The 20008-nt window shown below is 53.0% G+C and carries 21 protein-coding genes and 1 tRNA gene; 3 read left to right on the top strand and 19 right to left on the bottom strand.

The window, feature by feature from the left end; all coding sequences use genetic code 11:
* Positions 1 to 29: 29 nt before the first annotated feature.
* From OLX72_RS11710 to OLX72_RS11670, 9 genes are all read right to left on the bottom strand, one after another.
* The gene (locus tag OLX72_RS11710) at positions 30 to 1160 is read right to left on the bottom strand and encodes a BamA/TamA family outer membrane protein (RefSeq protein WP_205388900.1); all 1131 of its coding nucleotides are present in this window, start codon (positions 1158 to 1160) and stop codon (positions 30 to 32) included.
* Positions 1161 to 1262: 102 nt separating this feature from the next.
* Positions 1263 to 1760, bottom strand: a complete 498-nt coding sequence (locus tag OLX72_RS11705) for a hypothetical protein (protein WP_114870242.1) — start codon at positions 1758 to 1760, stop codon at positions 1263 to 1265.
* Between the two features lie 46 nt (positions 1761 to 1806).
* Positions 1807 to 2175, bottom strand: coding sequence for a hypothetical protein (locus OLX72_RS11700; protein ID WP_114870243.1), 369 nt, complete (start codon positions 2173 to 2175; stop codon positions 1807 to 1809).
* Positions 2176 to 2256: 81 nt separating this feature from the next.
* On the bottom strand, positions 2257 to 3291 hold the full coding sequence (locus tag OLX72_RS11695; protein ID WP_433988713.1) for a carbohydrate porin: 1035 nt from the start codon (positions 3289 to 3291) through the stop codon (positions 2257 to 2259).
* Between the two features lie 157 nt (positions 3292 to 3448).
* Positions 3449 to 4339 carry a hypothetical protein gene (locus OLX72_RS11690; protein WP_433988712.1) on the bottom strand — a complete coding sequence of 297 codons (891 nt, stop codon included), beginning with the start codon at positions 4337 to 4339 and terminating at the stop codon, positions 3449 to 3451.
* Positions 4340 to 4447: 108 nt separating this feature from the next.
* The gene (locus OLX72_RS11685; RefSeq protein WP_433988711.1) at positions 4448 to 5482 is read right to left on the bottom strand and encodes a YSC84-related protein; all 1035 of its coding nucleotides are present in this window, start codon (positions 5480 to 5482) and stop codon (positions 4448 to 4450) included.
* An 89-nt stretch (positions 5483 to 5571) separates the two neighbouring features.
* Complete coding sequence (locus OLX72_RS11680) at positions 5572 to 5910, bottom strand: hypothetical protein (RefSeq protein ID WP_433988710.1); 339 nt, start codon at positions 5908 to 5910, stop codon at positions 5572 to 5574.
* Positions 5911 to 6090: 180 nt separating this feature from the next.
* Entirely contained in the window at positions 6091 to 6816 is a 726-nt protein-coding gene (locus OLX72_RS11675) for a DUF3299 domain-containing protein (protein WP_433988709.1), read from the bottom strand.
* 158 nt (positions 6817 to 6974) lie between these two features.
* On the bottom strand, positions 6975 to 8420 hold the full coding sequence (locus tag OLX72_RS11670) for an amidohydrolase family protein (RefSeq protein ID WP_433988708.1): 1446 nt from the start codon (positions 8418 to 8420) through the stop codon (positions 6975 to 6977).
* Between the two features lie 110 nt (positions 8421 to 8530).
* On the opposite strand from OLX72_RS11670, the gene OLX72_RS11665 reads away from it, so the two are divergent.
* Positions 8531 to 9616 (top strand): helix-turn-helix domain-containing protein, encoded by a 1086-nt coding sequence (locus OLX72_RS11665; RefSeq protein ID WP_433988707.1) that lies wholly within the window; start codon positions 8531 to 8533, stop codon positions 9614 to 9616.
* 259 nt (positions 9617 to 9875) lie between these two features.
* Positions 9876 to 11036, top strand: a complete 1161-nt coding sequence (locus OLX72_RS11660) for an IS30 family transposase (protein ID WP_114869640.1) — start codon at positions 9876 to 9878, stop codon at positions 11034 to 11036.
* A gap of 102 nt (positions 11037 to 11138) precedes the next feature.
* On the opposite strand, the gene OLX72_RS11655 is transcribed toward OLX72_RS11660, so the two are convergent.
* From OLX72_RS11655 to OLX72_RS11625, 7 genes are all read right to left on the bottom strand, one after another.
* Positions 11139 to 11753 carry a dimethylsulfonioproprionate lyase family protein gene (locus OLX72_RS11655; protein WP_433988706.1) on the bottom strand — a complete coding sequence of 205 codons (615 nt, stop codon included), beginning with the start codon at positions 11751 to 11753 and terminating at the stop codon, positions 11139 to 11141.
* Positions 11754 to 12417: 664 nt separating this feature from the next.
* On the bottom strand, positions 12418 to 13698 hold the full coding sequence (locus OLX72_RS11650) for a DUF3631 domain-containing protein (RefSeq protein ID WP_433988705.1): 1281 nt from the start codon (positions 13696 to 13698) through the stop codon (positions 12418 to 12420).
* The gene (locus OLX72_RS11645; RefSeq protein WP_433988704.1) at positions 13695 to 13937 is read right to left on the bottom strand and encodes a hypothetical protein; all 243 of its coding nucleotides are present in this window, start codon (positions 13935 to 13937) and stop codon (positions 13695 to 13697) included. The genes OLX72_RS11650 and OLX72_RS11645 overlap by 4 nt, the downstream gene beginning before the upstream one ends.
* A 115-nt stretch (positions 13938 to 14052) precedes the next feature.
* Positions 14053 to 14340: a hypothetical protein gene (locus OLX72_RS11640; protein WP_433988703.1), complete on the bottom strand. Its 288-nt coding sequence runs from the start codon at positions 14338 to 14340 to the stop codon at positions 14053 to 14055.
* A gap of 115 nt (positions 14341 to 14455) precedes the next feature.
* Positions 14456 to 14626 carry a helix-turn-helix transcriptional regulator gene (locus tag OLX72_RS11635; protein ID WP_433988702.1) on the bottom strand — a complete coding sequence of 57 codons (171 nt, stop codon included), beginning with the start codon at positions 14624 to 14626 and terminating at the stop codon, positions 14456 to 14458.
* Between the two features lie 57 nt (positions 14627 to 14683).
* Entirely contained in the window at positions 14684 to 15283 is a 600-nt protein-coding gene (locus OLX72_RS11630) for a hypothetical protein (protein WP_433988701.1), read from the bottom strand.
* 70 nt (positions 15284 to 15353) lie between these two features.
* Positions 15354 to 16553: a tyrosine-type recombinase/integrase gene (locus OLX72_RS11625; RefSeq protein WP_433988700.1), complete on the bottom strand. Its 1200-nt coding sequence runs from the start codon at positions 16551 to 16553 to the stop codon at positions 15354 to 15356.
* 503 nt (positions 16554 to 17056) lie between these two features.
* Here OLX72_RS11625 and OLX72_RS11620 point away from each other — a divergent pair.
* On the top strand, positions 17057 to 18700 hold the full coding sequence (locus OLX72_RS11620; RefSeq protein WP_433988699.1) for a hypothetical protein: 1644 nt from the start codon (positions 17057 to 17059) through the stop codon (positions 18698 to 18700).
* 111 nt (positions 18701 to 18811) lie between these two features.
* Here OLX72_RS11620 and OLX72_RS11615 read toward each other — a convergent pair.
* The 3 genes from OLX72_RS11615 to OLX72_RS11605 form a co-directional block, all read right to left on the bottom strand.
* Positions 18812 to 18888, bottom strand: a tRNA-Pro gene (locus OLX72_RS11615).
* Between the two features lie 56 nt (positions 18889 to 18944).
* The gene (locus OLX72_RS11610) at positions 18945 to 19439 is read right to left on the bottom strand and encodes a DUF192 domain-containing protein (RefSeq protein WP_433988698.1); all 495 of its coding nucleotides are present in this window, start codon (positions 19437 to 19439) and stop codon (positions 18945 to 18947) included.
* Entirely contained in the window at positions 19406 to 19921 is a 516-nt protein-coding gene (locus tag OLX72_RS11605; RefSeq protein WP_433988697.1) for a cold-shock protein, read from the bottom strand. The genes OLX72_RS11610 and OLX72_RS11605 overlap by 34 nt, the downstream gene beginning before the upstream one ends.
* Between the last annotated feature and the right edge of the window lie 87 nt (positions 19922 to 20008).

Raw genomic sequence — 20008 nt, 5'->3', positions numbered from 1 at the left:
GGCCAAGGAATAACCTTCTGTTTTCAGATTTAGAAACGCTGTCCCACGAATATATAAAGAAACTCTTCGGAGTCGTTGTTTGTAGAGACGTCGACGGAGAAATCCACTGGGAACTTTTGTGACACGCGATAGCGAACTCCAATGCCGCCAGCGATGCGGTCGCCGTTGTCTGTGAGCGATCCGAATTCTGAACCGGTCCAGCCAATTCCGGCGAAAGCGACAAAGCCAAATCGATTGCCCAGACGTTGACGGTATTCCACTTGCGCCGATACCAGCCGGGTGTCGTAAAATTGGGTCGGATTGAAGCCCCGAAGCCCATCGGTAAAGCCGATTGAGCATTTGTCAAAAAATGGCGCATCAGATGAGGCAGCACATGCCGATAGTCTACCAGCGACAACTTTTTCAGCGCCGACCGTACGGTAAGCATCAAAATTGAGTGAGGCGTAGTTATAAGCTCGTGAACCTTCAGACAAAGAGAAACCGCGGTTTACGTTAGCACTCAAACGGGACCCGTTTGTTGGATAGTCGCTGTCATCTCGGAGGTCCCACTCGTAGCTCACTCCCAGGCTTCCAAGCTCAAGCTCCAAATCGGGCAAAAGGTCATCTGGAATGCTGGTTCCGCCAGTGTTTAATCCGATACTTGTGTTTAGGTAACGCAGGTTTAGGCCAAAAGTGTTGGTCTCTGTTACAGCGAATGTAAGTCCGCCGTTAAACAGCTCGCCATCTTGCTTGATCGGAAGCTTCAAACTGCCAAAGAACAAATCATAGCGTATATCCGCTTCCGCCAAGGCAAGGTTGAACCCCCAACCGGTACCAAATGACAGATTGGCCGCAATCCCATAGGCTTGGCTGCCATTGTCAGACCCCATGGCGCCGAGACCTACAAAAGACGTGTCTGCTTCCGGTGATAATTGAAAGAGGTAGCCTGCGCCCAAGGATAAGCCGGCACCGATGGCAGGATTTGAAAATGGAATGGGGACGACCAATGCAGAGCCGTTCCTGATGCCGTAGTCCGAGTTTTCCTGAGGTGCGCGTACAGGTGACAAACCGTTGTCAACAAGATTGGGGTTTGCCAGCAAGTCACTAGATATACAGCTCGCAAATATTGCTGTTCCAATTAGGACGCCCACGTGTTTCGAAAAGCACTTCAAATTCTTCACATGGTGTCTCACTTGTCCGCTATCACTAAGCTATTCTTGCTTACTTATTGGTTTGAAGCTTATTTATCTCTGCAATTTGAGCTTAAGTAAAAAACGGGCGTCCTATCGAGCCAAAGATTTTTCAAGCTCTTCCAATTTAACCTTTGCATCACCTGGAGTGTCCCGTAGCAACTCCATAAAGGCGATTACTTGCGTCTTCGTTTCAATTGGAATTTCGGACTTATCCACTGCGCTAATAGCAGCATCTAAATCGATACCGTTGTCTGTAACGATTCCAGTTTCTCGCCAGTCAGCGATCAAACTCTCGATTTCTTTTCTCACTTCGCCGGACGTTTCCGTCATTTGCCTGGAAATCGTGTCACTCAAGATGGCGGCACTAGCTTCAAGTTCTTCCATTTTAGCTTCAGCTTCGACTTGGAGCGCTTCGGCCGCTTCACCCGTCGCGGATGTCAGATCGTCGGCGGCGTCAGACAGGGCATCACCCGCTTCTTGTGCCGCTTCGGACAAACGTTCTGCTGGCGTCGGTTCGGGTCGCGTAAACGTGTATATCGCAGCAGCTACCACCACTGTCACTACGGCAATTAAACCGATTTTCTTCATGATAAAAACTCCCGTCCTTTTGTCAGTATTGCAGCTTGTTTCGCGCTTACTTAAGCAGATCCCCAACGATCCCTACGGCATCGACCACGGTGGTCAAGTCTTGGCTCACTTCAAGGATTTCATCATCTACGCGAATGTAGCGATTACCTTTTCCAGGTGCTTTCAAATTCCATTTCGACAAATCATCAATATCGTCAAAATCAAGATCTTTGGGCAGCTTGGCGCCCCGCGTATACCTTTTGATCTGCCCCGGCGGGACTGCTTTTGGTCCCTTACCGGGTTTGTTATCAATCTGAACGGCTTTGTCTTTCTTGCCCTTGCCTTTGTCGCTCTTGTCTTTTGCAACCGCCGCGTCTGCCGAAGCGAGAACTGCCACAACGGCCAGGCAAGCAGTGATTAAAGTGAAGTTTTTCATCAGTTATATCCATTTTAAGGTCACGCGACTGATCCTGTCATGTGTGCATCATTGAGTGCCTCAAACGAGGGCAGTCTAGAGCTAAAAGACAATCCGCGCTCGCAACCCAAAAAGCGTTATGCTTGATTCATCCGAAGTCAGCAGCGGGTCCTTGATAAACTGGACCGAAGGCGTGATCTGCAGGTTGGGCGAAATAGAGAAGCGGTAAAACGCTTCAATAGTTTTCTGGTCGCCTGAGATACCGTCTGCTTCGGCCCAGTTGAGACCGATGCCCGCCAAGTCCGTGTTGCGTGCAAAGTAACCAAGACCCGCTGAGACGGACTTCTGATACAGGGCTGCCCGTCCTTTGGACGTACCCGCGCGAAAGAAGGGCATCCACTTGTTCTTAAGAAACCAAGCTGCGGAGAACGTCGCGCCGTAGTCTTCGCGGCGGCTTCCGTCATCCGCTTCATCGGCATGCCAGAACGTGAAATGGATATTGTCAAAGTAGATGCGATCAAAGCCGCTCGTGTAGCCGATTTCTACACTTTTGAAGAGCTCACCATCGGAGAAGACATCAAGATCGGGGCTTGACGGGTCCGCATTCGCGTCAGCGACAGCGCCAGTCACATAGAAATTCGAGCCAAGTTTTGCGCCGCCCGCGATCGCGAGCCCGGGGTTGGGGGCGTTGATCGTAGGGTTCGTATTGAACGCCAGATTTTGGAAGGCGGTATATGGGCTGACAAGCCCGTAAACATCTAGGAAGTCCGTCACATCGATTTGGCCGATCTGGAAGGTCCACGCGCCATCGTCTGCCCGTTGCGTCCAGAACAGGTTTGTCAGCAGCGTGCCATTGTCGTTAAAGGCTGTGCCGGTGATGGACAGCGCGCCGCCGTCAAACCCAAAGTTTTGTGGCGCAACGTCGCCGTAGGCATGGCGGTCTTCCAATTTGAACGTCAGGGAGCCATTCTCTGTTGCCTTCCAGTTCCCGTAGAACCTGAAGATGCCACCTGATGCGTTACCCTCTCCCAGATCGGAGTCCGACCACTGCCCCAGTGACAGGTAGTCAAAATTGAAGCTGAAGCCATTCTCAGCCAATCCTTCTTTCCATCGGAAGTAGCCGGGTGCAATGTTCACTGGAAAATCTGACCGGAACTGTGGGTCAGTGAGCCCATCGCCGGGCTGCAAATCGGCCTGTACAGAAGATGGCCCGCCCAACCCTTGTGCGATGGCTGCGCTTGACAGGCAGACCAGAACTGACGCTAGAGAGAGTATTTTTCTAACCATGTGAGACCTAACGGATGGGTGCAAGGACAGCGGCGCGCGTTGCCGCGTCGACCGGTGGAGACGGCGGGTTTGGCTGGAACGGATTGCCGATGACCGGGCTGAATTGCAGGGTGAACTTCCAGTCCGATGCAAAATCATCAGGCGCGACTACATTCTTTTCGATGCCCGCATTCAGTTTGACAATCTGGTTCCCGATCGCCGTTGTCTTCGAGACTTGTACACCGAATGGTACGGTCCAGTCATTTTCGCTGTCCGCGTTCCAGTCATAGGTGATCGTGGGTCCGGTCCCGATTTGCCAGCCGTCATTCAGACTGAAAAACAGGAAGTACTGCAATGATGTGATCGACGTATCATCACCGCTGCCGCCAACCTTTTCATTGTGGAACGGGAAGAACCCCCAGATACCCCAGTCAGTGGGCTTGACAGCCAGAAAGCTTGGGCCCAGCAGCCAGTTGTCAGACGAAATGCCGCTGCCTGTCGGTATCGCACCAACGACACCCGCGCCGAACGTCCAGCCACTGCTGCTCCAGGAATACAGCAAGTCATAGGATATGTCGCCGAACTGACTAACGTCCGAAAAACCTGACGCCGAAGCAATGGGCTGATCGAAGACATAAGAAAAAGCAGGGCGGAAGATCAGGTTATTTCCGTTCTCCAATACGAATGGAAGCGCAGGTTGAAATATGGCTGTCAGACTATCTTGATCGTCTGCACCGGGCAGGTCGCCGTCGAAACTGCGATACTCCAGTTTGAAATTCAAAGTCGCATTCGCCGCGCCGGGGTTCGCAAGTTCTTTGGCCAATTCGTCGATATTGGGGCCGACTTGGGCATAGACAGGGAGAGACAACAGGGTCACCACGATAAAGGCGGCTAGTGATTTGAAACACATATGCTTCACTCAATGTTCCTCTGGCAAACGCGCTCATGTCATAAAATGGCGCGCCGTTTCTACGTATAGCTGTACGCCGCCCCTCAATGAGACGGCGTACACGTTCGGTCCAAGGTACTACTGTTCAAGTTCTCTGATGCGCGAGGCCTCAAGCGTCCAATTCGCCATCAAGCCTTCTTCGTCATACACGAATGCAACCGTATCGACTTTGGTTTTGGTTGTATCAACTTCAGCTGTGATCCCGGCGCGGAACACTGCTACCGAAGCGTCGACACCAAGTTCGAGGCGCTTTCTGGAGAAAAACCGCTTATAGGCTTGTTCGTCAAGAAACATTACCGCGTATCCGTAAGACTGCGCACCTGCTTGTGCGCCAACCGAAAGCGACGAAGTACGGTAATGTCCCAGAACCTGACCGTCTTTAAACAATACGCCATTCCCGGCTTCTCCACCAACAACCAGTCCAGCTTTCTTTATTTCAGGAAACACCATCACGGCGACGGCCTCATCTGCGTAGCGCGCGGCGCGCCTGTTCCCTTCCAGCAGGGAATTCCAGCTTGCTAATGCGTTAGCTTCAAGCGTGCTCAGTGTTGCAGCGTCACCCATGTCCTCCACTGCGACGCCATAGCTATCGCAAAGCTCTGTTGCCGCCATGGCTTTCAGCGTTCCGTCAAGGCTGATCTTTATCGGGTTTTCGTCAGGATTTAGCGTCAACACATACTTTCGCGCCAACGCTTCTCCAAACTGAGGATTGTTCGCCTTCATGTAGCCGCCACGATACCCTTCGCGGAAATCAAGATCTCCAACGGCAGTACCAGTAAAGCGTTGTCCGTCGATGTCGAGAACAACGTCACCTGTAACGCCGCCGTAAATATTTACGTCAGGGTTTTGGGTGTAGACGCCGATGTAGCCGAAGGGCGCGCCTGCTTTTTCCTTGCCCAGACGCACGAGATACCCGTCATCCATGGTGCGTTCCATCACGCAGCCCAGACTTTCGGTCCCTTGGTAAATTTCCCAGCCTTCGACTGTATCCAGAAGAACGTCAGTTTCAGCAAAAGCCGCGCTGGAGGCTCCAATAAAGAATGTTGCGAGCCCGCAAAGACCGAAGGTTCTTGTTTTATTCATAATATTTTGGTTCCCAGTTTTGTTTCCCACCTGATGGTGCTTGGTTTTGGCTAAAAATCGCGTGGCTGGCGCAGGCCGAGGTTAGCACCATGCGCCAGCCATATTACTCGCTACTCAACTCAATTGATGGCGTATTGCGTGAGCAAAATTTTACGGACGCTTTCACAACGCCCTGCGTCCAGCGGGTCGCCGAGGTATTCGCCGTCTTCCGCTGCTTTTTTCATAAGCAAGGCTTTGGCCTTATCTTCACCTTCAGCAATGTTGCCGAAGTCTTTGGTTGTGGCTGCGATCAACAAGGCATATCGGCCATTGTCATCATCGGTCATAAAGTTGTCGCGGCAATATTCCATCGCGCCGGCGTTTGCGCCTAGTTTTGACGCGTCTGACACGTCGGCGGCAGCCGTCATTGTCAAAAGCAAGCTTGTAAAAACACTTAAGGCAGGGGTTCTGAGGTTCATTTTTTACTCCTAGGGTTGAGGAAGATTCGATTAATTATGCTGCGTCTTTCGGGCTGTGGTTGTCATTGCCTTACGCAAGAGCCGAAGGCGAAGCGAGACAGCGGCGTCTCTCCAACCAGCGTGACTGTGTAACCGCGAGCGGGACTGAAGACGCTGGCAGCCATTGTGGCCGCCAGGAAACTACGGCGACTCTTCATTGGTTGTCCCTTTGTCTTGCAGTTGCCCTGATGCACGCAGGCGCTCCGCAATGGATGCTGCCCATTCATTTGTGGCCTGAGGCGGCGAGCCAAAACTGGGGGCCGTTTCAACGTCTGTTGCGTCCAAGATATAGCTAGCGCGCATTGGCACCTCACCGTCTACGATACGGAAACTGTGCCTTGTCTCTTTAACCGAAAGCGTTCCGGTTAGGCGCACAGGTTCATGCATACTACTCGGGCTCCAGTCGCCTTTGACGCGCGCGCGGATCATCTGATTTGCATTGGGCGGTGGTGTGTGGCTGCACATGCCCCGTTCAGGAACGAGATAGACAACTGTCGTTCCATCCTCATTCGGAGGTGCCGAAACGGCAAACCCGGCTAGCGTTATAATTTGTCCATCAAGGTTAGGATTGGCCGCAATTGCGGCTTTCTCGCGCAGGTCGGCAACGAGCCAGCGTTGGTCGATCAGCCAATCTGCATCAATCCTGTCTTCAGCCAGTTCTGCAAGCGCCGCATTGATTTTTGCGGCACTGTCGGCCATCTGCGCCTCGCTGAGCGTGGGGTCATTTAGCCGGGCGCGGTTCTGGACAATCGTCCGTAAGGCTTCGATCTGCTGACTGCTCAGATCTCGAAAAGGATCTTCGAAGATCTGCGCCGATGGATCGACAAGATCGGCCCATGCGACAGGATCGCTTTCGCTCGCCTGCACAGCCACAGACATGACCAGAGTGAAAGCAACCGCATGGCTAAAAACTGAAAACACATTCATTTTGATATCCCCCGATCTCAAATTTTTTGCGGGGCGGCCGAGGTAAACAAACCGCCCCGCTGTGTCACAACTGTTGTGACGAAGCCCAGATCATAGGATCAGGGGTAGACCTTTGGTTCTGAAACCGCGGGCCGGTACATGATGCTGTCGCTGTCTGCCAATGTGTTCTTGTAAGCACGACCGTCCTTCATCACCAACTGCAGCTTGCTCTCGTCGAGGATCAGATTGATGTCCTCCAACGGGTTGCCGTCCCAAAGCAAAATGTCTGCGTAGCTCTCCGGGGCAATCCGGCCAAGGTGGTAGCTCGGATATGGATTTTTCGGACCAGACCAGGCCATCACGATTCCGGCATTTCCAGTCCAGTGCTTCAAAGCTTGTGCAGGTGTAAAGCCAGCGTCGACATTGCAGGTGATGTCTTCCTTAATCTTCTCGACCAGACCGGGGCTGAACATGTCAGAACCGCCGATGGTAAACATATCGTATTCGTTCATCCATTTGGACATCGCCCGAACACCTTCGCCAACCCGGACACCCTTCAGCTTTTGCTCATGCGTAAAGAATGCGGGCATGGATTCGTAGCTGCCGAAGGAGTTAACACTCATAAAGCACTGGAAGCTCCAGACGATATCCTCGGTCTCTTCGTATTTGGCCACCATACGTTTGACCATATCCTCGGAGATGAGGAAGCCGTGTTCAAAGGATCGCGTGCCAAGGCGCAGGTGCCGGTCATAACTTTCGTCGTGATAGGCATGCACTGCCACATAGGTGCCGTTGTCGGCCGCGATTTCCACAGCTTTAGATACTTCTTCTTCGGACAGGCCCATGATGTCGAGCGGGTCAAATTCGCTGGCGACACCGCCACCGCCCATGACCTTGATGAACCCTGCGCCGCGCCGCAGGTTCAGGCGTACCGCCTTGGTCACCTCGTCAGGGCCATCAACAGTCCAAGAGTTTTGCGAAGCTTGAGTCACGTCGGCATGTTCCGCGATAATCCCAGGAGGGACGTTGCGACCGGCCCAATCACCATGACCACCTGTTTGTGAGATAGCGCCACCAGAAGAGACGATCCGCGGTCCGGGAATTAGTCCCATGTCAATGGCCTTGGCAATGTCCAGCGGATCTCCTGCAATATCCCTAACAGAGGTAATACCCTTCATCAGAATGTTGTTTACAAGATGATGCTGTGCGATCGCGCCGCCTGATGCCTCGTCCCATCGCGTCTGATATGCGGCTGTGCCCTCGGGAGGGTTCAGCATGACGTGCTGGTGCATGTCGATCAAGCCGGGTGTCATTGTTTTACCAGTACCATCGACTTCAAACGCACCGTCAATCTCAATCGGATCAGTCGATACTTGCGTGATCACATTGCCCTCGACCAGAACATTGGCGTTCATGATCAGGTCGGGGCTAAATCCGTCGAACACATTAACATTGGTGAACAGGATGGGTGGCGGAGCCTCTTCCTCTTGTGCCACGCCAACTTGGGGCGCGAACGCCAGTACGAAGCTGGCAACGACGCCAGCCATAAAACTGCTGTTTTTCATGTGATACTCCCAGTGTGTCATTTGCCCCTCAGGACGGCTGCCTCACTTAAACACAAAAGTTTCAGATCCTCTGGTCATGATCGGACAAACGTAAAGAAATATGTCGCCTAATGATCGATGACGCGTATTTTTTCATTGACCCACAGACACTATGGCTGCTGAGGTCAGCCGGACAAGGAGATCTGCACCAAGTGACTGACTCGCTTCCTCTGGTTCAATTGCAACTCATAGCGCCACTTTTGACCGCGTTGAAAGCGCGGGGCATCGACCCGGAGATCGTCCTAGAAAGCGTTGGCCTGACGCTCTCTGCTGTGGAGCAGCCGGGATCATCAGTTCATGTGATGGTCATCCACCAGTTCCTTCAAAGCTGTGCTGAAGTAACCAATGACAAAACCTTCTGCGCCGAGGTCGGTGCCGGCCTCGATACAACGGGCTGGCCAATGATTCAAAAAGCGCTGACTGACGCCAGAACGCTTGGCGGGTTTCTGACCATATATGTCACGCTCTCCTCTCAGGTGGCATCATCCGTTATGGCCTTCCTTGATATCAGAGGCGATATGGCCGTGTTCGGGGAGCGTCGGAAATTTAAGCCATTGATTTTACCAGCCCAGAATGATGGGTTTATGATCTGCCTGAAGCTGTCGCTGATTGAAAGAGCCATGGGCGCGCAGTTGGATGACACCCGCGTTTCGCTCGTTGTGAGCGATCCGAGTATCTTGCCGAAGACGATGAAACGTTTTCAGGTGTTAAAAGGTGACGAAATGGGATCAAAAATCCAGTTTCCGTCAGAGTGGTTGAATACCCCGCTCTCTGCACATGGAGTTGTCGAAAAATCGGCGACCAATCCGGCTAAAGTTTCTGATACCAGTTTTTTGATGGGCTTTCGTATGCTTTTACGCCAGCATGTTCCGATGGGCGGTATAAGCGCAGAAGATGCGGCCGGATTGGTTCATTTGAACGCCAGAACGCTTTCCCGCCGACTTTCAAAATTTGGAACGACCACGGCAAAGGAAGTACTGGCAGCCAAAATTGAATACGCTCAAAATGTCTTGGAGAAATCAGATCGAAGTACTGAAGAGATCGCACTTGATCTGGGGTATTCGGACCCATCCAACTTTTCACGCGCGTTTGTAAAAGCCGTCGGAAAAACGCCATCCAAGTATCGCACGCTGCATCGCAATATGAAGATCGAATAGCGACAGTCGAACCACAATTCATTGAACCTGAAGCGACAACCGCGTCAGTTCTTTCTGCCCCAGTAATTGTTAGGCATTCTGAGGCAAACGTTTCAGTCACCAGTGCTATCATTCCGCTCGTTTGCAGTGAATCAACGAACGTCTGCCTTGCGGAAAGGTGATGCAAAAATGGAAGGAATTGAGTAATGGCTGGTTTGTCCGGCGGTTTCAACGGGTCGACGCAACACTTTAATCTTTGACCAAAGATGGAGTGAGCATAATGAAGTATCGTCGCCGGATATTTTTCACAGATAAACAGAAGTCAGAGATATGGGATCGATGGCAACGCGGCGAGTCGATGAGTTCGATCGGACGTTTGTTTGAACGCGAGTCATCGTCGATCTATCCGCTGCTTGCGCGCACTGGCGGCATTCGCCCGCCGGACCGTGTGAGGTCTCGGCTCGCTCTGACGCTTTCCGACCGCGAAGAGATATCCAGAGGCTTGCGAGCGCAGGTCTCGCTGCGTTCAATTGCTCAAACATTGAAGCGACCGGCATCCACAATCAGTCGCGAGGTCAGGCGCAATGGCGGCGCCAAACTTTATCGAGCAGCGGTGTCTGATGCAGCTGCTTGGGACCGCGCCCATCGCCCAAAGCTCTGCAAGTTGGCGGGCAATGACTATCTGTGCCGCGCAATATCGGCCAAGCTGACGCGCAAATGGTCTCCACAACAAATCGCAGGCTGGTTGATGCGTGAACATCCCGATGAAGACAACAAGCGGGTCTCCCATGAGACGATCTACCGAAGCCTTTTTATCCAGACAAGAGGCGTACTTAAGAAAGAATTATTGGCGCATCTGCGGGCGACACGATCCATACGCCGATCCCGCCATGCCACCTTGAAGCGCAGCGGCCTGGGTAAGTTCAACGACGCAATATCGATCCGTGACAGACCTGCGGACGTTGAGGATCGAGCAGTGCCGGGCCATTGGGAAGGAGACTTGATTGCAGGGTCTGGCAACAGCTTCATCGCGACATTGGTCGAACGTCACACCCGCTTTGTGATGCTGGCCAAGGTGAGCAACAAGGACAGCCACAGTGTCATTCAGGCATTGATCAAACAGTCTCGCAAGTTGCCAAAAGAGCTGTACCGCTCGCTGACCTGGGACCGCGGAACGGAGATGGCTGGACACAAGGCCTTCACCCTGGCCACGGATATTGACGTCTTTCTGTGCGAGCCACATTCGCCATGGCAACGCGGCACAAACGAAAATACCAACCGTCTGCTGCGACAGTACTTCCCAAAGGGCACAGATTTGTCGATACATAGTCAGGCGAAGCTCAGCGCCGTCGCCAGACAACTCAACGAACGACCTCGAAAGACGCTCAACTACGAAACACCAGCCGAGCGTTTCAATGCATGTGTTGCGTCGACCCGTTGAAACCGCCCCGCACAGCCGACATTGTTTACTACCATCTTTGACGTCTGCTTTTGGGATAGCTCTGCTAAAAACAGTATTGAAAACACATGGGTAGAGCGCTCGTCAGGCCAGCAACTCAGTCTCGTGATCCTCGATGAAGGCATAGGAATGGGTATTTATGTCGCCACTCCAACGCCAGATTGCGAGGAAACCCTCAGATCCGGTGCGAAAGGCATGCGGCATCAGGCTGGGATGATGGATCATGTCACCCGCCCCTCGCATCTGGGTGTCATCGCCGGCTGTCCACAGCGCCCGTCCTGCAATAATGGCATAGGTCTCGTCAGCATCATGAAGATGCAGCGGATAATAGCTTTCGGGTCGCATATAGACCAAGCCCAGCCTTACATCTGGCGCGGGGATCGGTCCCTCTGGCCCCATCAGTGTCAACACGCTTATCATCGCAGCAATACTCTCTTCGGTATTTCCTTCGACGGGGTTTGATCCCCAGGACAGGAAATTCTGTGCGGTCAGAACCGAGCGTGCTGTCGGGTGGGTGCTGTCAGCCAAGACCGCGCGAATGCCCGCATCAAACAGGCAGGGCAGAACAGGGTTGAAGGCCACAGGCGATGGTGTCACCAAAAGGGTTTTGGCCGTATGAGGCCCTTGCGGATCGGCTTCGGTCTCGTAGACCTCCGCGATTGCCCGCAGCATGTCGTGAAAGATATTGTTTTGCACCATGGTAAGTGGACTCCGAATGACAGCCCAGACGTTGTCGGTTTTCGTTCGTCTATCTGCGAGGAACGCGACCGGTTCAGGTCGTAATTATGCTTGGACAGTTCGAAAAAGCTGTCTGACCAATCTGTTTTAGAGGTTGGCGAGAAATCTGCGAAAACGGATCCAACCCAAAAGCAGAGCACTTGTAGAAGGACAGCTTCGCCCCGCATGTGAGACGTCCGTAACCGGCGCAGCGTACGACCGGTTTGGATTTCGGCCAATTTGGACGATTTCAATGGCCGCTTTCGGGAAGCCGTGCTGCGCCGCCGCGTCTTGACGAGAAATTAGATTGTGGCTCGAAGGGAAGTTTCGCTGCATCAGCATCAAGCGGCTAAGTCCCGCAACTGAGACATTCGTCCAAGGTTCAGCGAACGACCGGTGCTGTTGAAAGCGGTCGTTTCTGCGCTGGCCCGTGCCTATGACGCTTGCATGACACTTAGAATGACGCTTAGTGTTTCCTTCTTTTAGGGCTGGAAATAAGCGTCACAAGTGTCACGGTCGTCATGGGTCATTGAAATCATTATGTTTTCTGTGACACTTGCTGACGCTTATGATCCAGGTTGCCAACCGCCGTGACGGGTGTGACGCTTGTGACGCTATTTTGAGAGGGGGCCTGAAGGGTATGCCATCAGACGTACCTCGCAACGGCGGTGCGCAGGTCGTCAACGATATAGAAGCGTGACCCTGCATCTCTTTCAGGGCGAACACCGTAAGGCTTCAGAAGCGATGCCACCATGCGCGAGGTGATAGGTTCGCCCCCACGCCAGACCTCCCACGGACCATCCTCAATAGCCACCAGTTCAGCCACCAGATCAGTGCTTTTGATCCGCCCACCTTTCCAAAGCTCAAGAATGTCGCCGATGTCCGTCAGCAGCATCACGCCTTTGGATTTCCGCTCTTCTCCGGCGCGCATCGCTGCCATTCCAATGAGCGCAGTTCTGATGGTCTCCGGCCAAATGCCGCCTGCCACATCTGCGATGGCACAAAGGCAGCGCGCATTATCTTGCGCGCGGTCGTTCAATTGCTCAGGCACATCGGGGTCGGCATTTGCCAATGAGATTTCATTGTCAGCCACCCAGCGCGCCAGCATCCGGCGCAGCGGCAGCAATTCACCAACACGGCTTGCCCTCATGCGCTCCACCGCTTCGCCGCTCTCCTTGCGCTTCAACTGAATCACTAGCGCCCGGTCTTCGAGTGTGTCCGGCAGATCGCCTATCATTGCCACCGCCTTGGGCGACCAGACATCAAACTTCTTCGGCTCGAAGTCGTCGCCCTCGCAGCGCCAGACAAAGGCCAGTTGCTTGTTGTGCCCCCCATTTATCATCCCGCGCATTTCTTCGCGGGCTTCTAGAAACGTGTCCGCTTCATCAATCAGCAGCGTCGGCTTGTGCTTCGCGATGAGGCGGAACATGACGGCGGAAGAAAGGTTGGCAGCAATCTCAGCCCTTGGCGTCAACGCATGGACGACGGCCATCGCCGTTGACTTGCCGCAGCGCTTTTCAGGGGATGTGAAGGCCAGCACCGGGCTTATATCAGCGGCATCATGCGCCCAGGCGTGGACGATCCAGGATGCCATCAAGTGTGCCGCGTATTCTGGAAGGATACAAAAACGCTCCACCGTTTCCACCAGATTACCAAGCAACGCGGCACCATCGACAGTCTCACTCCAAAGCTCGACCTCTTCGAAGGCCGAAGCGCCGCCGTCACTGACAACATCGCGCTGCCGCAACTTCTGTACCTCGGTATCCAGCGTCGAGACGCGAATATTGTGTTGTTTGGCGATACTCTCGCGTTGTTGGTCGTATGTAATAGGATCAAGATTGGCCAGATCGGGCAACAAAGTGTCCAATTGCGCCGCGTCGGCTGGGCAGCCGCTATCGACCCATTTATCAAAATCACCGTCGGTCATATCGCATCCTCCACAACAAGAGCGGCGTGTTCGGCGCTTAGAGAACGCAAAGAACTATAGGCAAGTGCCGCGCGTTCCGCGTCAGACAGACGCAAGATCAAAAGACTGGTCAGCTTGTCCCAAGAAGATGCATCCCCAAGGGTCAGGGCGTATCCGATAGCGCGGGCCACGGCTTTGTGCGCGCGCTTAGCGTAGCGCGACATCGCATTGAGGTTTTTGGGAGTGGTCTGGACGTTCATTATTTCACCTCCCCATAATACAGACCCGCAATGACGCGGGCCTGTGTTTCGGTTAGGCCGTATTTCCACCGGAGGCGGCGTTCCTGGCGCGGGCGGGGGTTTGAGACTTTAGCGTTCATGCCGCACCCCCTTTCACGCCAAGCGACTTAGCTGATTGCGGAAAACGCAATTCGCTGACTATGGCGTCCTTGCTCAACCAATAGTGCGCGATGTTATCCGGGCCACGATATTCGACCAGAATGGGCCAGTGTAATTCCGCCTTTAAACGATGGATAATTGAGCCAAGACGCCAGCCGCGCACTTCACGGATTTCGGTCTTATGGGAGATGGTGCGCCCATCGTTTAACGCTTTGCAGGTCCATAAAATCTGCGTTTTGCCTGAGTGCCAATTGTTACTGCTCATTATTGATGCCTTTCTAGCTTGAGCAAAAAAGGCGCGGGGCGTATATAGAGGGAGTATCCCGGAAAGATATATTCCCGCCCCAACGCCCAAGCGCCTAGCTTGGGTGGGGTGGGTCTTATTTCGATAGTTCCGCTATTGCGGCGTCGATTGCATCTTCCGGCCAATAGAGCCGGGAACCGAGTTTGACGGGCTTTGGTAGCCGTCCTGCTTCAAGGTCGCGATAAATGGAAGACCGGCTCCGGTTCCCCAGTTTTGCCTGAAGTTGGCCGAGTGTAATAAGCTGCATATTTGCACCCCAAGTGGTTTCATGGGGCGACCATAAAATACATGGGATGCCTTTAAATCACCACTTGCTCAGGAATTTTCCACCGGAACTGGTTACATTTCGAAATGCGCGCATTGCAGTCCTTGCACTGGGAGGCTGCTCATTTGGCAATTGAGTCCTGAAGATTTCATCTAGTAAATCCTGTAAGAGGCGCCCAAATGGACCGGGCGCGTCAGCGTGGATCGATTTCGGTGCTGGTTTCCCAGTAATCTTGAACCAAACAATTGCGGCAAAACCGGCAACAGCAGCATTTTTCCAGTCGATTTTGCTATTGATCGATTTGCGCTCAATACAACGTGTTAATAAATTAATGTCGGTATGCAGTTGCTCCAATGGTTCGAGATTAATCAAAGAAACTCCGGCGCTTTGACCTATTCGAACTCGTCTATTGTGTTTGTCATTCTGGACCAACCGTGTTGTCACGGAAATGGAGTTTATTGCCTTCTTGAAGCCTACAAGGTGCCGTCGAGCCGCTTCCAAAGCGTCCAAGTCATTTTTTTGCGAAACAAATTGGAACTGAGATTTGCCTAAATCAAACGCCCCAAAAACAAGTGCGCCGGCGACGGAAAGAGCTCGAGTTTTGTCCGGGTGTCCGTCAAACAAAAACTTCGTAGACAAGTACGAATGCCATTGCGCACTATGTTTCAAATGCTCGTTAAGTATGGACCCCAAGTTCCGATTTAGGTCTTCAATTTCCAAATTGCACCAATTCAACTTTCGTGGCAGTCCCTACGGTCAAAAGCTTTGCCCACCGTTCCATTAACGCCCGCCGCTGTTCAAGAAAGTCCGTGCGCCTGTAGGCCCGCTCCACCGATCCGCCAACGGTATGCCCAAGGCAGGTTTCAGCCACGTCATGCGGCGTGTTGGTGGTTTCGGCGACCCAGTCGCGGAATGACGACCGAAAGCCGTGTGGGCGTTCGGCCATGCCACGCCGTTCCATGAAACGCGACATTGTGGCGTCAGAAATCACGCCCTTGCGGACGCTTGGGAATAGGTACCCGTCGCGCTGAAACGCAGAGGCTTGATTAATCACGCCCAGCGCCTCCTGCGACAACGGCACCCGAAAATCGCTGGTCGCATCCTTGCGGCCTTTCATCATTTCTGCCGGGATAGTCCAGATGTCGCCTTCGATCTGGTCTAGGCGCATGAACCGCAATGGCCGTGAACGTACAGCAGTCAGAATGAGAAGGCGCAATGCCAGATGGGTTACGGAACCGTCAGTCAGGTTTTGATAAAATTCCGGCACGTCCCGCCAGTGCAAAGCAGGTACGTTCTGCGTCTTGTGGCGCTGTTTGCCTAAAAGCGCCTTGGCCTTGTCGGTTGCTTGTAAGTCAACGTCCAAGCCCAGCGCCGCCGCGTGGCGCATGCATATGCTCAGACGGTTCATGGCCTTTTGCGCGGTATGGGCTTTTTCATGCCAGATGGGGGCCAGTGTGTCGCGAATATCGCGCTGGTCGATCTGCGACACAGGCATCGTACCTAGCTTCGGCAGTACATGTAGCTCGAGCGGGCTGAACCAACGCCCAGCCTCACCGTCACCCTTCAGTTCCGCTTTGCGGCTTTCGAAAGCATCCAGCGCGACGTCTCTCAGAATGTACATGTTATTTTCGGCTTCGCGCTGCTGGCGCTCACGTTCTTTGATGGCGTCCTTGCCTTCGCGCAGAACCGCGTGCCACTTGTCGGCCTCGTCCCGCGCGGCTTTCAATGACACATCAGGAAAGCCGCCAAGCCCCATCTCATGCCGCCGCCCGAAAATCGTGTACCGCAGAAACCATTGCGAACCACCGTCCGGTCGCATGTGGAACCAAAGCCCTCCACCGTCCGAATATTTGCCAGGAGGTTTGGCCTTCAATTCCGCGCTTGTAAGCTTGTGTTTTGGTCGAGCCATTTTCTATCCACCCTGCTACCCACCTCTATATATGGTATATAGTGGGGCACAATGGAATAGGGTGAAACAGTTATATTATTGTATTTAGGAATATTTTGTAAAAGTGCATGTCCCATGGGATACCAAGATATAGTAATTCAATGCCCTCTCACAGCACCATTACTTTTTTTAACACATACTTAAAAATTGTATGCCAAATGCAATGGTATCGATCTTCACGATTGTCCACCTACCAATCTTTGATTGGCCGATAGCAACGTTCGCCGAATTCAACGGCCAGACGTCGGGTGTGGTAAATCAGGTCACTGCCCAAACCCAACAAACTCGTGCGCGGCAAACACCGCTTCCACACCCCATCGAAGAACCAATCCTTTGGAATGCACGGGTGAATTGTTGCGAGCTTGCCGTCAAGTTGTTGGGTAAACACTACGCGTTGGCTGCATAATGTGTCAGATAGGGAAGTTCAGATCGAGCTAATCAAACCAAAGATTGCAGGAGATGGCATGGAAATAGTGGCGCAAAGCAGCTCTCGCCCCGAAATTGGACGTGGCCGATCCGGCATAGTCTATTTGCAGGACGATGGGAGTGGCGGCAAGCTTGCCTGCAAGGTCTTTGACTCTCGGGGACTTACAAAAGCCGTTCAATGGTTCACATTGGGTGCTCCAAATCCGTATGTGTGGAATGTTGATGCTGCTGAATGTGCAAAAATCCGCCGTAACATTCTCAAACTGCTGGTTCCGGTCTGGATGGATGGCGATGTCGATGTTGCCGATGCCAGTGCCGTCGTCTTGAATAAAGAAGAAATGACATTTGAATTGCAAACCAGACTGGTGCGTGGTTGGGCCGCTCATTTGCATCATCCATTAAGCGTCGAATTCGACGACGAAGCGGAAAACCTGTGGCGACGTATGATGCCGGCGCTTCGGGCGCATCTCCAAGATGCGGGATTTGACGGCCTGTTATGGCAGGCAGGCGCTGGTAATCCGGTGGCACTGAACAATTTTCTGTATGAACCGAACGATGAACAAGCGGAAACGACCAATACAGAAAGCAGCGACGGACGCTGGGTCTGGATTGATCTTGAGTCCGGTGTGCCGGCCATTTTTCCGATCTCGCCAAAAGTACTGCTTAATTATTCTCTCGCGCATTGGTGGCGGCTTGGACGTCCAATGTTTGATGACGTCGAAATCCCCCGCCTCAAAGACTATCTCAAAGCAAACGCTAGGGAACTTAAGCTATCGCTTGGTGTGAAGAATTATGAGTCCGTGGTTTCAGATGCGGAGCGTCTGGGAAAACATCAGGTCAAATGGAAATCAATCGGGCGGCTGCAATCATCCATTCAATACCGAGTGGCACGTGGCGATATCGACCAATCTCAGGCTGACTACTATACCAAGCACAGGCTGCGATGGCTGTTCAGAGAGTGGGTTCGAGGCCTGCTATCTTCCCTGAAAGCTTTGAAGGGCGGGTTTCTTTCCATTTGGAAACGTTTGAAACGTCTCGACTTGAAAAGCCTTGTTCACGTTTGCTGGAAATTTCTGATTTCGCAGAAGTACCGAGAAGCTTTTGTCCACGGTTATCTCGACCGAAGCATTAACCAATGGACCAAACGGGGTCAGTTAACGAACGAGCATGCGAACATCCTTCGTGAACAAATCGGATCACCTAACTCCAGCGTGTACATAACGGATTTCGGCATACATATCGCGATCAAACCGGCTGTAAAAGCAACTCAATACTGGGTGCTACCGGCCTTGTTTGCGTTCGGATTGTTAGGTGGGAAAACCGTCGCAATTCTGATCCTTACCGGCGGTGCCATCGGGCGTTCCGCCTATACTCTCGGGCGAATGCTGCAATCAGCCGCCAATGGACATGAAAAACCTTGGATTGCTCTGGGTGTTGGTCTGTTGCCAGTGGTCGGTAACTTGGCCTACCCGGCTCAGATGATCTATTCGGCCGGAGATAAAGATCAGAAACTGGCACGATTCATGATGGATGATGGTTTCGCCCGGATTGGACGGCATTTCCCAATTTGGGGAGGTCAAGATACATGGACAGAACACGCACTCAATCGCATCCCCCGAAACTTGAACAGATACTTGAGAAAGATGGGAAAACGCAGGGCTTTCCATAGAAAACCGGGTTGAACGACACACGCCGGAAGAATGATCGTCACGAAGTCACGGCCGGTTGAGCATTAAAATGAAGCGATCCGTGGCGAACCCGTGAAATCCGATATTTTGCGAGGGTTTTCTTACTGGTCGGGACGGTAAGATTCGAACTTACGACCCCCTGTACCCAAAACAGGTGCGCTACCAGGCTGCGCCACGCCCCGAACCAGAGCCTCTCCTTAGACTGGCCTGCCGGATTTGAAAAGCCCCATTGATCGAATTAACACGGCCACGCGGCGGGCCCGTCGGAAAAAGCCGGATGGCGCATTTCGCTGCCGACGGAAATGCCCAGAGATTTTGACAGCCCGCCATTTATTTCCAGAACCGCCAACAGATTACCGCCGCTGGATTTGGGCTGCAAATCACCGGGTTGCGCGCGGTGATGTATGCTGCGCACGGTTCCCGTCTTGTCCAGAAAGATCATGTCCAGTTCAATCAGGGTGTTCTTCATCCAGAACGAAAGCGTTTGCGGTTCATCATAGACAAACAACATGCCCGAAGACTGCGGCAGGTTTTCGCGAAACATCAGGCCGCGACCACGTTCTTCTGCGGTGTCGGCGATTTCAACAGTGAAACGGGCCTGCCCCCAGTCGCCGCGCAAGGTAACTGCGTTTTGCTGACATGCCGCAAATGCGGTGCCGCACAGCATCACCAGAAAAGCCGTAACAGAAAAAAGCCGGATCACGTTTCGCTTTTGCCCAGCGCCGCTTCCCATGCGAACACTTCTGCCGCCATGCGGCCGCGTTTGCCTTCTACAACGCGCAGGGCCAATGCCTCGCCCGGTTGCAGATCGGCCAGACCGGACCGGCGCAGGACTTCCATGTGAAGAAACACATCTTCGGGCTGGCCGAAAACATTGGCAAAGCCAAAACCCTTGCCTTTGTCGAACCATTTCACCCGTCCGGGGGCAAGCGGCGTGTTGCGCACCGCATCCAGATCAAGATCAACGAAATCCGCAAGAGTTACCTGATCATTGCCGACAGGCGGTTCGATCGACAGAACTTCGACGGCCTGCACACCACGGTCAGTGTCCTGCACCATGATATCAACCTGTGCAGAATCGGCGACAGAGCTTTGGCCAAAATTACGCAACACGTTCACATGCAACAGAATATCCGGGCCGCCGGTTTCCGCGACGACAAAGCCAAACCCCTTAACCGGGTCAAACCACTTAACAAGGCCATGAACCTGGCGCATGTTCTGTTCACTGTCCGTCAAAACTTCAAACCTCAATCGCGTCCCGCGCATGTAACTTTCTGTTCACTCTTGCGACATATTGCTCTT

The sequence above is a fragment of the Sulfitobacter sp. TBRI5 genome, from assembly GCF_051013555.1.
Lineage (GTDB): Bacteria > Pseudomonadota > Alphaproteobacteria > Rhodobacterales > Rhodobacteraceae > JL08.
This window is presented reverse-complemented; position numbering and strand designations above follow the sequence as displayed.